We start from the raw sequence: 13,443 nt of genomic DNA on the forward strand, positions 1-13,443 counted from the left end.
GCTAGCGATCGTGTGCCCCGGACAGGGCTCTCAGACCCCCGGTTTCCTCCGCCCTTGGCTCGAGCTGCCAGAGTTTCACTCCCGCATGGCGTGGCTGTCGGCCTGCGCCGGGATGGATCTCGTCCACCTCGGCACCGAGGGTGACGCGGAGACCATCAAGGACACCGCCGTCGCACAGCCCCTCATCGTCGGGAGCGGCCTCGTCTCGATGCTCGCGCTGTTCGCCCACCCCGTCGACGGATTCCGTTCCGTCGGTGTCGGCGCCGGCCACAGCGTCGGTGAGATCACTGCCGCGGCCTCGGCCGGCGTCCTGAGCGCCGAGCAGGCCATGGTGTTCGTCCGCGAGCGCGGTGCGGGCATGGCGCAGGCGTCGGCCGTCACGCCGACCGGCATGGCCGCCGTCGTCGGCGGCGAGGCGAAGGACGTCGTCAGCCACCTCGAAGCCCTCGGCCTCACGCCGGCCAACATGAACGGTTCCGGTCAGATCGTCGCGGCCGGCACCCTCGAGCAGATCGAGCGGCTCAAGGCCGAGCCGCCGTCGAAGGCACGCGTCATCCCGCTCCAGGTCGCGGGTGCCTTCCACACCGAGCACATGACGCCGGCCGTGGAGCGGCTCAGTGTCTTCGCGCGGGCCATCTCGACGCACGACCCTCGCATCCCCCTCGTGTCGAACAAGGACGGGCTCGTCGTCCACGACGGCACGCGGGTGCTGCGCCGCCTCGTCAGCCAGGTGAGCAACCCGGTGCGCTGGGATCTGACGATGGAGACGTTCAAGGCGATGGGCGTGACGGGCCTCATCGAGGTGCCGCCGGCCGGCACCCTGACGGGCCTCGCCAAGCGTGCCCTGCCTGGTGTCGAGACCCTGGCGCTCAAGACCCCCGACGACCTCGACGCGGCGCACCGCATGGTGCGCGAGCACGGCCAGGTCGACACCGATCTCGAACCCGCGTGGCGACTCGTCATCGCGCCGGCCAAGGGGACGATCGAGCGCGCGCCCCTCGACGAGGGCGACACCATCACCCCCGGCGAGACGATCGGACAGGTCGTCACGGCGCGCGACGCGTACAACGTCGTCGCGCCGCACGGCGGGCGCATCATCGAGTGGCTCGTCAGTGAGGGCGACCCTGTCTCTCCCGGCCAGCCCCTCGTGCGTCTTCACCCGAAGGAGGCGCAGTGAAGGCCCTCGCGCAGCGCACCGGCGCGCAGTACACCCGCATCCTCGGTTTCGGCGGTTACCGCCCGCAGCGGCTCGTGCCGAACAGCGAGATCGTCGAGGCCATCGACTCCTCCGACGAGTGGATCCAGGAGCGCTCCGGTGTCCGCACGCGTCATTTCGCGCGCGACGACGAGACGATGCTCGACATGGCCGAGTCGGCGGCGCGCGACGCGATCGCTCGCTCCGGTGTCGACCCGGCGACGATCGACGGCGTCATCCTCGGCTCGGTTACGCATGACATGTTCACGCCCGCCGCCGCGCCGATGCTCGCGGATCGACTAGGGCTGGACTCCCCCGTCGCGTTCGACCTGTCCGCCGCCTGCGCCGGGTACTGTCACGGCATCGGTGTCGCCTCCGACCTCGTGCGGTCCGGTAGCGCGAGCACTGTCCTCGTCCTCGGCGCCGAGCGCCTGACGTCCGTGCTCGATCCGAGCGACCGCGGCACCGCCTTCATCTTCGGTGACGGCGCGGGCGCGGCGATCGTCGGCGCGAGCGACCACGTCGGCATCGGCCCGACGATCTGGGGCAGTGACGGCGCGGCGTGGGAGGCCATCCGCCCCAACGTGCTCGAGGACGGCTCGCCCGGCCCGACGATCACGATGCAAGGTCACAGCGTCTTCCGCTGGGCGGTGTGGAGCATGGCTCCCGTCGCGCTGCGCGCCATCGACGCTGCGGGCCTGAGCGTCGACGACATCGACGTGTTCATCCCGCACCAGGCGAACGTCCGCATCATCGACGCCATGGCCAAGCAGATGAAGCTGCCCGAACGCGTCGTCATCGCGCGCGACATCGTCGACACGGCCAACACGTCCGCCGCGTCGGTGCCGCTGGCCGCCGAACGACTCGTGCGCGAGGGGCAGGCCAAGAGCGGCGATCTCGCGCTGCAGATCGGTTTCGGCGCGGGCCTCGCCTACGCGGCGCAGGTCGTCGAGATCCCCTGAGCCGCACCGCGACTCAGCATTCAGCTCCCGCGCCTCGGCGGGCCATCCGGGGCAAGGAAAGAACCGCAGACGGAGTCGATCGACGAACGGTCGACGTCACGACAAGGAGAAACACCATGGCTGCTTCCGAGCAGGAGATCCTCGCCGGCCTCGCCGAGATCGTCAACGAGGAGACCGGCATCGACGCCGCCTCCGTGCAGAGCGACAAGTCGTTCACCGACGACCTCGACATCGACTCGCTGTCGATGATGACGATCGTCGTCAACGCCGAGGAGAAGTTCGGCGTCCGCATCCCCGACGAAGAGGTCAAGAACCTCGTCACCGTCGGCGACGCCGTCAGCTACATCAAGAACGCCCAGGCCTGAACGGCCCCCGTCGACGCGCCGCCCCGGCACCTCGCCCGCCCGGGCGGCGCGTCGCACCCCATTCTTTCGTGCCCCACCAAGGAGCCAGCATGACCCCGAACCGCGACGCCCGCATCGTCGTCACCGGCATCGGTGCGACGACCCCGCTCGGCGGCACCGCACCCGAGACGTGGGACGCCCTGCTCGCCGGTCGTTCCGGTGCTCGCGCGCTGCCCGCCGAATGGCTGGAGCAGTTCGAGCTGCCCGTGACGTTCGCCGCGTCGATCGCCCAGGACCCGGCCGAGGTGCTGACGAAGGTCGAGACGCGCCGCATGGACCGCAGCGCCCAGTACGCGCTCATCGCAGGGCGCGAGGCGTGGGCAGACGCGGGCAGCCCCGAGGTGGAGCCGGAGCGACTCGCAGTCGCGTTCGGCACCGGCATCGGCGGGGTGACGACGCTGCTCGACCAGTGGGATGTCATGCGCGAGAAGGGCCCGCGTCGCGTGTACCCGCTGACGGTGCCGATGCTCATGCCCAACACCTCTGCGGGCAACCTGTCGCTCGAGTTCGGTGCGCGCGCAGGCGCCCACACGACCGTCTCCGCGTGCGCCTCCGGCGCCGAGGCGATGGGTCTCGCGATCGACATCATCCGCTCGGGCCGCGCCGACGTCGTCATCGCCGGCGGCACCGAGGCGCCGATGCACCCGCTGCCGTTCGCCGGGTTCGCGGCGATGAAGGCCCTCTCGACGCGCAACGACGACCCGCAGGCCGCCTCCCGCCCGTACGACACTGGCCGTGACGGCTTCGTCATGGGCGAGGGTGCTGCGGTCGTCGTGCTCGAGTCCGAGGAGCACGCGAAGGCGCGCGGCACGCGGATCTACGCCGAGCTCGCGAGCATCGGCATGTCCGCCGACGCCCACCACATCACCGCGCCCGAACCCGAGGGTGCCGGTGCCAAGCGGGCGATGCGTCAGGCCGTCGATGCCGCCGGTCTGACGCCCGCCGACATCTGCCACATCAACGCCCACGCAACCTCGACGCCCGTCGGTGACGTCGCCGAGGCGAACGCGATCCGCGCCGCGTTCGGCGCCGACGCCGACCACATGGCGGTGGCCGCGACGAAGTCGATGACGGGTCACCTGCTCGGCGCTGCGGGCGCGCTGGAGGCCGTCATCACGGTGCTGTCGGTGCACCACCGCCTCGTTCCGGCGGCCATCAACATCGACGACCTCGACCCCGCCATCGACCTCGACGTCGTGCGCAGCGAGGCCCGCACGCTGCCCGAGGGCGACATCGCGGCCCTCAACAACTCGTTCGGCTTCGGCGGCCACAACGTCGCCCTCACGATTCGGAGCGCCTCATGAACGCCCTCACCGCCACCGCGCCGGCCGAGGCCGACGTCGACCCGCGCGACCCGTATCGCCGCCTCGAGAACTTCCTCGACGCCGGCAGCGTCGACGTCATCGCCGAGGTCGAGCGCTCCGGCTTCGTCTCCGCTCGCGGCACCGCCGACGGCACGCCCGTCGTCGTGTTCTGCTCCGACGCGCGGGTGCAGGGCGGCGCGATGGGTGTCGAGGGGTGCAAGGCGATCGTCGAGGCCTACGAGATCGCCCTCGCCGAGAACCTGCCCGTCATCGGGCTGTGGCACTCCGGCGGTGCGCGACTGGCCGAGGGCGTCGTCAGCCTGCATGCCGTCGGCGAGGTGTTCGCCATCATGACGCGGGCGTCGGGCAAGATCCCGCAGATCTCCGTGGTCATCGGCGCCGCCGCCGGTGGTGCCGCCTACGGGCCGGCGCTGACGGACGTGGTCATCATGGCCGATCAGGGCCGCATCTTCGTGACGGGCCCCGACGTCGTGCGCTCGGTGACGGGCGAGAACGTCGACGCCGCACGCCTCGGCGGGCCCGAACCGCACGGTCGACGCTCGGGCGTGGTCCACGTCGTCACGGCCACAGAGGATGAGGCCTTCGAGCGAGGCCGTCTGCTCGCCTCGCTCATGGCGAATCAGGGCGAGTTCGACCTCGGATCGCTCGAAGAGCGCGACCTCGGCGCCACGTTCCCCGAGAACCCGAAGCGCGCCTACGACGTGCACCCCCTCGTCGACGACCTGTTCGACGATGCGGGTGAGCAGGTCGAGCTGCACGCGAAGTGGGCGCCCAACATCGTCACCTCGCTCGGGCGCCTCGGCGGGCGCACCGTCGGCGTCATCGCGAACAATCCGATGCGTCTCGGCGGGTGCCTCGACTCCCCCGCCGCGGAGAAGACGTCCCGTTTCGTGCGCATGTGCGACGCGTTCGGCATCCCCCTCGTCGTGCTCGTCGACGTCCCCGGCTACCTTCCCGGTGTCGGTCAGGAGTGGGACGGCGTGGTGCGCCGCGGCGCGAAGCTGCTGCACGCCTTCGCCGAGGCGGTCGTGCCGCGCGTGACGCTCGTGACGCGCAAGACGTACGGAGGCGCGTACATCGCGATGAACAGCCGCTCCCTCGGCGCGACGCGCGTGTTCGCGTGGCCGAGCGCGGAGGTCGCCGTCATGGGTCACGTCGCTGCCGTGCGCATCCTGCACCGTCGCCGGCTCGCGGAGGTCGACGAGGCCGCGCGTCCCCGGGTCGAGGAGGAACTAGCCGCCGAGCATGCCGTGCTCGCGGGTGGACTGGAACGCGCCCAGGAGATCGGTGTCGTCGACGAGGTCGTCGAGCCGGCCGAGACGCGCGGAGCGCTCGCTTCGGCACTGGCCGCCGCACCCGCGCGTCGCGGGCAGCACGGCAACATCCCACTGTGATCTGACGCCCGCCCGGCATGACGAAGGCCGCTTGCTCCCCCAGAGAGCAAGCGGCCTTCGACGTGTGTGGTGCGTCAGCCGACGCGGTGCAGCCAGCGCACGGGAGCGCCGTCGCCGGCGTAGCGGAAGGGCTCGAGCTCCTGGTCCCAGGCGGTGCCGAGCAGCTCGGCCATCTCGGCCCGGAACTCCTCAGGGTCGCCCTGGCTCGCGACGAGGGCGCTGCGCAGGCGGTCTTCGCTGACGACGGCGTCGCCGCTCGCCGACGTCCACGTGTGGTGGATGCCGAGGTTCGGGGTGTGCGACCAGCGTGAGCCGTCGTTGCCGGGTGAGGGTTCTTCGGTGACTTCGTAGCGCACCTGATCCCAGCCGCGCAGCGCGCTCGCGAGCTTTGCGCCGCTGCCTGGTTCGCCGCTCCAGCTGAACTCGGTGCGCACGAGGCCCGGCGCGACGGGCTGCTGCGTCCACTCGAGGTTGACGTCGGCGCCGAGGACGCTCTCGAGCGCCCACTCGATGTGAGGGCACAGCGCAGCGGGGGTGGAGTGCACGAAAACCACCCCGCGCGTCATGACGCGAGTCATCGACATCCGAACCTCCTGGTGTTCGCGAGGGACGTCTTCCCCAACGACCTCAGCCACACCCAGGAATCCGATGATGTGTGCCGCCATTGTGCACGATGGCGACGCTGCAGGCCAGCACCCGTGCGGCGTGGCGAAGAATCAACCTGTCACTCTGGCGCATGCGGTGCTCACCCCGTGGGAGCGACACGCCGCGTGTCCGGGCGAGCTGTCTCGCAGTGCCCGCTCAGAGGGTGTCGTCGCTCTCGGGCGCTGCGGCCCGGTGCGACGCCGTCCGGCCCCGTAGTTCCGCGACGTCGGCGCGCAGGGCTCGGATCTCATGGGTGAGTGCTTCGACCTCGTCGCGCATGCGGTCGTCGGCGGCGACCTCGCCGTCCTCCTCGCGGACGCGATCGAGGATCCATGAGGCCACCGAACCCGTGACGACACTGAGCAGCGCGATGCCGCTGAACATGAGGCAGGCGGCGACGACACGTCCGCTCGGCGTCACGGGGTGGTGCTCGCCGTAGCCGACCGTCGTGATCGTCGTCGTCGCCCACCACAGGGCGTCGCCGAAGGTGTGGATGTTGGCGCCCGGCGCCTTGCGTTCGGCGTCGAGGACGGCGAGTGCGCCGAGCAACAGCACCGTCAGCGTCGCGAACCCGAGGTAGGCGACGATGCGGCCGCGCAGCGTGCGTCCGAGGCGCTTGTCGAGCAGCCGCAGCAGGGCGATGAGCTGCATCGTGCGCAGCGGTTGCAGCGCGGGCGGGACGAGGACGAGCACGTCAAGCCCGGAGTGGCGCAGGAAGCCGCGACGGTCGCGGGAAAGGTGGAGGCGCGCGAAGTAGTCACCGACGAACGCGAGGTAGGTGATGACGTTGAGTGCATGGAACGTCAGGATGACATCGGTCGGCAGGCTCGGCCGGAGAATGGGTGCGGCATACGAGGCGATGAAGACGAGCGCCAGGATGCCGAGAGGGACGCGCGTCGTCTCCTGCCACTACTCCCGCGCGCCTTCACCGGATGATGCCGGGCCGGTGCTCACCCACGGCGCGTTGCTCATGCGCCCATCGTAGGGAGGCGCACCCTCGCGCACCGACGGCCGCCGACATACGCCCTGCGACAAGGCGGCTCGCCTCGAGATGACGACGTCCTCGGCGTGACGGCGTGACGACGTCCGAGTAGGGCGGGCGGGGCTTGAACCCGCGACCCAGGGATTATGAGTCCCCTGCTCTGACCAGCTGAGCTACCGCCCCTTACGTTGCGAGACAACGGAATTCGCCTCACCAACTACGCCTGTAGCGTACCGCTGTTGTCTATCTGTTGGTCTTTACGCGGGACGCTATGCGGCGTTATGCGGAGATGTTACCGAAACGGCGCCCACCGAACCCACCCCGCAACGCACCCGAGCCGTACCCTGAGCGCATGAAGAAGCTCGCCGCGCTCGCAGCCCTGCCCCTGCTCGCCCTCGCCGCCTGCGGTGACGACAAGCCGAAGACCGTCGAGGTCAACGGCAGCATGACGCTGCACGCCGAAGTCGGCGACAGTAGCGGAATCGAAGACCAGACCCAATACATCTCCGGCAGTAACGGCACCGAAGCCGCCAAGGGCGACAAGTGCGACGGCAGCGGAGGATTCAGCGACATCCAGAGCGGCGGCCAGGTCACCATCACCGACGACGGCGGCAAGACGATGGGCCTGGGCAACCTCAGCGCCGGCGAACTGCAGAGCGACGGCAACTACGGCAACGACTGCCGCTTCACCTTCACCGTCAAGGACGTTGACCCGTCCGCGAAGTACTACAAGGTGAAGATCGGCCACCGCGACGGCCCCACGTACACGCTCGACGACCTCAAGAAGGGCCCCGCGCTCACTCTCGGCGACTGACCCCACCCACAGCCGCGCCCCCGACCTCGAGGTCGGGGGCGCTTTCGCGTCTCTATGTCGCTATCGCAACGTCACGCGGCCCTGTGGCACATCCTCCATGCGGCGATCATCACGAGCGTGACGTCGAGCTCCTTCGCCAGGGCGCGCGGGTCGTGCCCGACGATGCGCTCGGCGCGACGGTAGGCGTCCTCGCTGATCAGTAGCTTCGCTGCGTACATGTTGGCGCTGCGCTCCTGCGCCAGGTAGTCACCGCCCGGCTCGTGCATCAGCGCGGCGTGCCCGAGCTCGTGCGCGAGGCTGCATCGCGTGACGCAGTCGCCGCGCCCGTCAGCCATGCGGATGACGCGCCGCGCGTGGTCGTACTCGGCTGGCACCGGCAGATCACGCCCCCACTCGACTCGCACCCCCATCGCCTCGGCACGTAGCACCAACTCGGCGATCTCGATCACGGCTCCTCCTGTCGCCCCTCAACCTCTTCGTCTGCGCCGACGTTCGAGTCGGCAACAGCCCTGAGGTTACGAGGCGGCACCGACAACCCCGCCTTGTCGCGGCGAGCTGCGAGCTCGTCGCGTTGTTTGCGACGCATCTCCACCTCGGCGCGCACCTTGGCCAGGGCCATGAAGTCTTCAACAGTCAAATCCATCGCCTCGATCATTGCGAGCAGGTTTGGCACCGGAATACTGCGCTCTTCCTTCTCGTAGCGACGAACAGACTGCTTCTCGATCCCAACAGCCTCGGCCAACCCGGGCTGCGTGAGGCCCGCGCTGGTGCGGCAGGCAAGGAGTGTCTGAGCTAGGGCTGTGTTCCACGCCGACTCGTAGTCGGTGGGGCGTTTCAACTTGTCCATGTGGACACTATACAGGCCATTGCGGACACCTAGAGTATTAGTAACGGACAATTTTCGCAGATTCGCACCCGCGTGTTGACAAGCGTCCATGCGGACGCTTTGATAGTCCACATGGACACCGAACAGCAGGTGCGGGCCATCGCTGAGCGAGCACGACTCGCTCGAAAGCGGTCCGGACTCACCCAAGAAGAGCTTTCCCGCAAGACGCGCATCGCCCCCCGATCTGTCCGCCGCAAAGAGAACGCCGAGACGGACTTCACCACGAGCGAACTGATCGCCTGGGCCGCTGCGACCGACACGACGTTTCAGGCACTCATGCTCGGCGACGCCGACGAGATGAAGGCCACGGCATGAGCGCCCAGCCCCAGCGCAAGGGCCAGGCCTGGGCGGTCATGGACAGGTCACTGCGGAAGGCTCTGCTCTGCGCTCAGCGCGCCGCTCCTCAACGCGGCAGCCAAGAGTTCCTGAGTGTTCACGATGGACTGCACACACTCAATGATCATGGGCATGACTGCGGCGCTAATCGCGACGAGACCGCTCGTCACCGGGTCGTTGCCCGCATCCCTCGCCGCCTCCTTCATGCGTCGCGACAACTCATCAGAATCCCGCAGCGCATCGAACGCCTCGAGCAGTCGCTTCTGCTCAGTGATGACGAGATCGGCCAGATTGCTCGTGTCATCCATGACACGGCCTCCATTTCTTCAGGTGGTGGAACTCCTGAAGGTAGCGGAGCGGGAGCCGCGTCGGGCGGCTCCCGCGACGCAACACCGGGCGGTGACGCCTGATGCTGTACCAGTTCCTCCCCCGCCTCTCGGACGACGAGTACACGTCGCTCGAGAAGTCGATCCGCGAGCACGGCATTCAGGTGCCCATCGTTGTCGACGAGAACGGCTCGGTCATCGACGGGCACCACCGCAAGGAGATCGCCGACCGCCTCGGTCTGCCGTGCCCTCGCAACACGGCACGCGACCTCGACGAGACGGGCAAGCGCACCCTCGCCTGCAGCCTCAACCTCGACCGGCGCCACCTCAACCGCGAGCAGAAGCGCGAGGTCATCGCGAAGTCGCTGATGGCTGACCCGCAGCTCTCGAACCGGCAGCACGCCGAGCGCGTCGGGGCGCACCACACCACGGTCGGAACGATCCGCGACTCCCTTGAGTCGACTGGCGAAATTAGCCAGTCGGAGACGCGCCTCTCCGCCGATGGACGTGAGCGCCCCGCGACGCGGCCCACCCCCGCCGCCGACTACGTCACCGACTACGTCACCGACCAGGCTGACCTCGACACCGCGCTCGCGGACGCCGGGTTCGATACGCCAGACGCAGACCCTGCCCCAGCCCACTCGGCTTCCAGCCCCGACGGCAAGCAGTACACGCGCCCCGAACCGCAGACGCCGCGCCGCGCGCCCCTACCCGACGCATTCTGGCGCGCCACCTACGACCTCACAAAGGTCACCGAACGACTCGGACGCCTCACCCAAGACGACCGATTCCCCCAGAACGCGGAAAAGGTCGCCACAGCGAACCGCAGCGACCTTCTCCGAGCAAGCGACCTGCTCCACCAGGTCATCGATTCCATCCCTGAAATCTGAAAGGCAGTCTACCCATGTCCAGCTACGCCATGAACCCCGTCACCTGGAAGCGCGCCAAAGTCATCGGCCCCCAGCAAGGCTTCATCGTCGCCACACCCGACTGGGCGCAAAGCGTCCTCGACCACCGCAACAACAACAACCGCAACATGAGCGAGCGCCACATCAACCGACTCGCCCGCGACATGAGCAACGGCACGTTCGTCTACAACGGCGACAACATCCGCTTCGCCGCCGACGGAACACTCCTCGACGGACAACACCGCCTCGCCGCGATCGTCAAATCCGGCATCAGCCTCGACCTCGGCATCGTGTGGAACCTGCCCAACTCCACCCAGGACACCATGGACGACGGCCGCAAACGCACCATGGCGAACGTCCTCGAACTGTCCGGGGAAGGCTACAAGGCAAAGACGACCGCCAGCATCCTGCGACGCGCCGTCATGCTCGAACGCGGCAACCTGCACAACAACAGCTTCGCACCCACCAAACGCGAAATGCAGGCCTACCTCGAAGCGCACCCCGAGGTGAAGGACTCCGCCGCCATGGCCGAGCACGTGCGCAACGGTCACGGCGTGCGCTGCGCCGCCTCAACCCTCGGCCTCGCGCACTACATGTTCTCGCAGAAAAGCCGCAAGGACGCAGACCTGTTCTTCCAGCTCCTGCGCACCGGAGCAGGCCTCGACGCGGGCGACCCGATCCTCGTCCTGCGCAACCGACTGTCCGTCGAAGGATCGACGCGCCTGTCCGGTGAGCAGCGCGAAGTCCTCGCCTGGTTCATCAAGGCATGGAACGCGTGGCGCCAGGGCAAGAAGATCAAGATCCTGCGCCACAAGTCCGGCGAAGCATTCCCCGAGGCGATCTGACATGGGCGCCCTCACCCCCACCGAGTTCGCCGAGCAGTGCGAGCAGCAAGCGCGCGAAGCCGACGTCGAGTGGGCCGGCAAGCACCCCGAGCTGTGGATGGACCAGTGCGACTGCCCGCCCGAGCTTCTCGACGAGGGCCTCGGGTGCCGGAACGAGCGATGCCAACGATGCGGCCTCGCCGTCGCCGACATGCCCACCGCCACCGTGTGCGGCATTGACATGCCGCAGAGCAAGCGGTTCGGCCTCGTCAGCCCCGAAACCGCAACGACCTACTGGTGGACGACCTGCCCCGACTGCTCGAAGCAGCTGCAGCGCCGCCATCTCACCGTCATCAAGGAGACCCCCAGTGCCTAAGCAGAAGACCCAGGAGCCGTTTGTCAGCCCGTGCGGGAAGGCGCTGCACAGCATCCAGGACGCGGCCGAGTGTCACGCGGCGTCGGAGCGGGTGATCTTCGCGGCGATCAAGTCGGGCGAGCTGCCGGCGGTGCAGCATCCCGGCACGAAGTGGTCGATCACGTGCGAGGACTTGTTCGAGTGGCGCCGCCAGTACGGCACCCCGAACCGCGCCGAACTGGAGCGTGCGTCATGACAACCCCCAGCATGAGCGTCGTCGACGACAAGGGCACCGCAAAGCTCCTGCTCGACCTGAACGGGCGCGACGTGCTCGTGACACGTGAACAGCTCGAGGCGATGACACTCCTCGTCGACCCCGCATCCGTCACCGTCGCGCACTCCCGCGCCCTGCAGATGATGGCCGACAGCGAGATCCCGTGCACCGTCTGCCAGCACACGCCGACCGTCGCCGCCGGACTGTGCCAGGACTGCACGGAGTACGACTCATGACCATCGACGCGTGGCTCGCCCTCGCCTCCCCCGCCCTCATCTTCGGGCTCATGGCCGGACTCGACGCGCTCGGCGACTGGTGGTGGCACGAATGAGCCCCCGCGAGTTCGGCCCCGCAGACCACCACCCCGCCGAATACGACGCGCTGACCGACTGGCTCGATGAGCGCCCCGACGCCGACCACCCAGACCCCGACGACTACCGCGACTGCGACTAGGAGGCACCGAATGATCACCGTCACCTGCGCGACATGCCGCACCGCGCACACAGCCCCCATCATCCCCGCGCTGCGCTGGAAGCTCGGCCACGCCTGCCAACCCACGCGCCCCGCCGAAGCATCCGCATACCAGCCGCGCCACCTCAAGGACTGACCATGTTCACCCTCCACGTCCGCATCCCACACCGCCCCGGCGACACACGCGACCTCACCGCCACCGCCCGCGACAGCGAGCCAAGCGTCCGCCGCTTCCTCGACTCCATCGGCGTCCACCCCGTCGCCGCCACCCGCTACACCCGCGACGGCCTCGGCACCCACGCCACCTGCACCGTCCTCGCCTACCCCGAAAGGAGCGCCGCATGAGCGACGACAGACCCCACATCCTCATCGAGGACGTCGACTTCATGCTCTCCACCGGTGAGCATCCCTGGCGCATCGCCCAGCGCCTCGACATGACCTCGCCGCGATGAGCCGCGCCCTACGGCGCGCCGGCCGCCACGACCTCGCACGCCTCTTCGAGCGGACAGGAGTCGCAGCATGATCCAGCACACCAGCGGCATTCACGATGTGCCCGAGAGCGACTACCACGGCGACCGTCGCAGCCTCTCCGTCAGCGGCGCGAAGGTTCTCCTCGACTGCCCCGCCCGCTACCGATGGCAGCAGGACAACCCGGTGCACAAGGACGAGTACGACTTCGGGCACGTCGCTCACGAACTCATCCTCGGAAAGGGCGCCGGGTATCGCGTCCTTGACTTCGACTCGTGGCGATCGAAGGATGCCCGTGAGGCGAAGGAGCAGGCCCACGCTGACGGCGTCGCGCCCATCCTCACCGCCGAGCACGAACGCGCCGTCGCACTCGCAGGCGCGGTGAAGGCGCACCCGGACGCTTGCAAGCTCCTCTATCGAGGCCAGGCCGAGTCATCGCTCTACGCCATCCATGAGGCGACCGGGGTCGTCCTCCGCGGACGCGCCGACTGGCTCACCGGAAAAGTCGACGGAACCCCAGTCGTCGTCGACGTCAAGACGGCTGCCAGCGCGGCACCAGACGCCGTCGACATGTCGATGGTGAAGTTCCGCTACGGAATGCAGGTCGCGTGGTACATCGACCTCCTCGCTGCTAATGGGAAGCCGGGCGCTGACTTCTACCTGATCTACGCAGAGAAGGCGGAGCCTCACCTCGTATCCGTAGCCGAAGTTCTCAACGACTCCGAAGTGGTCGAGTGGGGCCGCGCGATGAACGAGAAGGCTATCCGCCTCTACGCCGAAGGGGCCTGACCCCGGTTCTTGGACACGCTGAATCCAGCACCTGGTGCTGGGGAAGCGAGATGATCGAAGAACCATGGCCAGGAAGAACTACTCC

21 protein-coding genes and 1 tRNA gene are annotated in these 13,443 nt (G+C 68.5%); 16 read left to right on the forward strand and 6 right to left on the reverse strand.

Features of this window, described 5'->3' with window-relative positions:
• The first annotated feature begins 10 nt into the window (after positions 1–10).
• The 5 genes from ABH936_RS12970 to ABH936_RS12990 all read left to right on the forward strand — a co-directional run bounded on the left by ABH936_RS12970 (position 11) and on the right by ABH936_RS12990 (position 5,280).
• Positions 11–1,177 carry an acyltransferase domain-containing protein gene (locus tag ABH936_RS12970; RefSeq protein ID WP_338127080.1) on the forward strand — a complete coding sequence of 389 codons (1,167 nt, stop codon included), beginning with the start codon at positions 11–13 and terminating at the stop codon, positions 1,175–1,177.
• On the forward strand, positions 1,174–2,157 hold the full coding sequence (locus tag ABH936_RS12975) for a beta-ketoacyl-ACP synthase III (protein ID WP_404603440.1): 984 nt from the start codon (positions 1,174–1,176) through the stop codon (positions 2,155–2,157). Before ABH936_RS12970 ends, ABH936_RS12975 begins: the two co-directional genes overlap by 4 nt.
• A 116-nt stretch (positions 2,158–2,273) precedes the next feature.
• Complete coding sequence (locus ABH936_RS12980; protein WP_006944284.1) at positions 2,274–2,522, forward strand: acyl carrier protein; 249 nt, start codon at positions 2,274–2,276, stop codon at positions 2,520–2,522.
• An 89-nt stretch (positions 2,523–2,611) separates the two neighbouring features.
• Complete coding sequence (fabF, locus tag ABH936_RS12985; protein WP_006944307.1) at positions 2,612–3,865, forward strand: beta-ketoacyl-ACP synthase II; 1,254 nt, start codon at positions 2,612–2,614, stop codon at positions 3,863–3,865.
• On the forward strand, positions 3,862–5,280 hold the full coding sequence (locus ABH936_RS12990) for an acyl-CoA carboxylase subunit beta (protein WP_006944206.1): 1,419 nt from the start codon (positions 3,862–3,864) through the stop codon (positions 5,278–5,280). The genes fabF and ABH936_RS12990 overlap by 4 nt, the downstream gene beginning before the upstream one ends.
• A gap of 74 nt (positions 5,281–5,354) precedes the next feature.
• Here ABH936_RS12990 and ABH936_RS12995 read toward each other — a convergent pair whose 3' ends face one another.
• The 3 genes from ABH936_RS12995 to ABH936_RS13005 all read right to left on the reverse strand — a co-directional run bounded on the left by ABH936_RS12995 (position 5,355) and on the right by ABH936_RS13005 (position 7,090).
• Positions 5,355–5,864 carry a DUF3145 domain-containing protein gene (locus ABH936_RS12995; protein WP_404603441.1) on the reverse strand — a complete coding sequence of 170 codons (510 nt, stop codon included), beginning with the start codon at positions 5,862–5,864 and terminating at the stop codon, positions 5,355–5,357.
• A gap of 217 nt (positions 5,865–6,081) precedes the next feature.
• A complete protein-coding gene (locus ABH936_RS13000; protein ID WP_404603456.1) occupies positions 6,082–6,804 on the reverse strand; it encodes a potassium channel family protein in 723 nt (240 codons plus the stop codon).
• 212 nt (positions 6,805–7,016) lie between these two features.
• Positions 7,017–7,090: transfer RNA gene (locus ABH936_RS13005), tRNA-Ile, on the reverse strand.
• Between the two features lie 169 nt (positions 7,091–7,259).
• On the opposite strand from ABH936_RS13005, the gene ABH936_RS13010 reads away from it, so the two are divergent.
• Positions 7,260–7,721, forward strand: a complete 462-nt coding sequence (locus ABH936_RS13010; RefSeq protein ID WP_404603442.1) for a hypothetical protein — start codon at positions 7,260–7,262, stop codon at positions 7,719–7,721.
• Positions 7,722–7,792: 71 nt separating this feature from the next.
• Here ABH936_RS13010 and ABH936_RS13015 read toward each other — a convergent pair whose 3' ends face one another.
• Positions 7,793–8,170: an ImmA/IrrE family metallo-endopeptidase gene (locus ABH936_RS13015; RefSeq protein ID WP_404603443.1), complete on the reverse strand. Its 378-nt coding sequence runs from the start codon at positions 8,168–8,170 to the stop codon at positions 7,793–7,795.
• Entirely contained in the window at positions 8,167–8,568 is a 402-nt protein-coding gene (locus ABH936_RS13020) for a helix-turn-helix domain-containing protein (RefSeq protein WP_404603444.1), read from the reverse strand. The genes ABH936_RS13015 and ABH936_RS13020 overlap by 4 nt, the downstream gene beginning before the upstream one ends.
• 111 nt (positions 8,569–8,679) lie before the next feature.
• Between ABH936_RS13020 and ABH936_RS13025 the strand changes: the two genes are divergently transcribed.
• On the forward strand, positions 8,680–8,922 hold the full coding sequence (locus ABH936_RS13025; RefSeq protein WP_404603445.1) for a helix-turn-helix domain-containing protein: 243 nt from the start codon (positions 8,680–8,682) through the stop codon (positions 8,920–8,922).
• A gap of 47 nt (positions 8,923–8,969) precedes the next feature.
• On the opposite strand, the gene ABH936_RS13030 is transcribed toward ABH936_RS13025, so the two are convergent.
• A complete protein-coding gene (locus ABH936_RS13030) occupies positions 8,970–9,251 on the reverse strand; it encodes a hypothetical protein (protein ID WP_404603446.1) in 282 nt (93 codons plus the stop codon).
• Positions 9,252–9,352: 101 nt separating this feature from the next.
• Here ABH936_RS13030 and ABH936_RS13035 point away from each other — a divergent pair, with 101 nt between their 5' ends.
• From ABH936_RS13035 to ABH936_RS13075, 9 genes are all read left to right on the forward strand, one after another.
• Positions 9,353–10,159 (forward strand): ParB N-terminal domain-containing protein, encoded by an 807-nt coding sequence (locus ABH936_RS13035; RefSeq protein ID WP_404603447.1) that lies wholly within the window; start codon positions 9,353–9,355, stop codon positions 10,157–10,159.
• A 14-nt stretch (positions 10,160–10,173) separates the two neighbouring features.
• Positions 10,174–11,022 carry a hypothetical protein gene (locus ABH936_RS13040; RefSeq protein WP_074040727.1) on the forward strand — a complete coding sequence of 283 codons (849 nt, stop codon included), beginning with the start codon at positions 10,174–10,176 and terminating at the stop codon, positions 11,020–11,022.
• A gap of 1 nt (position 11,023) precedes the next feature.
• On the forward strand, positions 11,024–11,377 hold the full coding sequence (locus tag ABH936_RS13045) for a hypothetical protein (protein ID WP_404603448.1): 354 nt from the start codon (positions 11,024–11,026) through the stop codon (positions 11,375–11,377).
• Positions 11,370–11,612, forward strand: a complete 243-nt coding sequence (locus ABH936_RS13050; protein ID WP_074040729.1) for a helix-turn-helix domain-containing protein — start codon at positions 11,370–11,372, stop codon at positions 11,610–11,612. The genes ABH936_RS13045 and ABH936_RS13050 overlap by 8 nt, the downstream gene beginning before the upstream one ends.
• Positions 11,609–11,866 (forward strand): hypothetical protein, encoded by a 258-nt coding sequence (locus tag ABH936_RS13055; protein WP_404603449.1) that lies wholly within the window; start codon positions 11,609–11,611, stop codon positions 11,864–11,866. The genes ABH936_RS13050 and ABH936_RS13055 overlap by 4 nt, the downstream gene beginning before the upstream one ends.
• A 91-nt stretch (positions 11,867–11,957) precedes the next feature.
• A complete protein-coding gene (locus tag ABH936_RS13060) occupies positions 11,958–12,083 on the forward strand; it encodes a hypothetical protein (protein ID WP_404603450.1) in 126 nt (41 codons plus the stop codon).
• Positions 12,084–12,093: 10 nt separating this feature from the next.
• Positions 12,094–12,237, forward strand: coding sequence for a hypothetical protein (locus tag ABH936_RS13065; RefSeq protein WP_404603451.1), 144 nt, complete (start codon positions 12,094–12,096; stop codon positions 12,235–12,237).
• 2 nt (positions 12,238–12,239) lie between these two features.
• Complete coding sequence (locus tag ABH936_RS13070) at positions 12,240–12,446, forward strand: hypothetical protein (protein WP_404603452.1); 207 nt, start codon at positions 12,240–12,242, stop codon at positions 12,444–12,446.
• A gap of 174 nt (positions 12,447–12,620) precedes the next feature.
• Positions 12,621–13,358, forward strand: coding sequence for a PD-(D/E)XK nuclease-like domain-containing protein (locus ABH936_RS13075; protein WP_404603454.1), 738 nt, complete (start codon positions 12,621–12,623; stop codon positions 13,356–13,358).
• Positions 13,359–13,443 lie beyond the last annotated feature (85 nt).

Source organism: Dermacoccus sp. GAS27A (assembly GCF_044909235.1).
Lineage (GTDB): Bacteria > Actinomycetota > Actinomycetes > Actinomycetales > Dermatophilaceae > Dermacoccus > Dermacoccus nishinomiyaensis.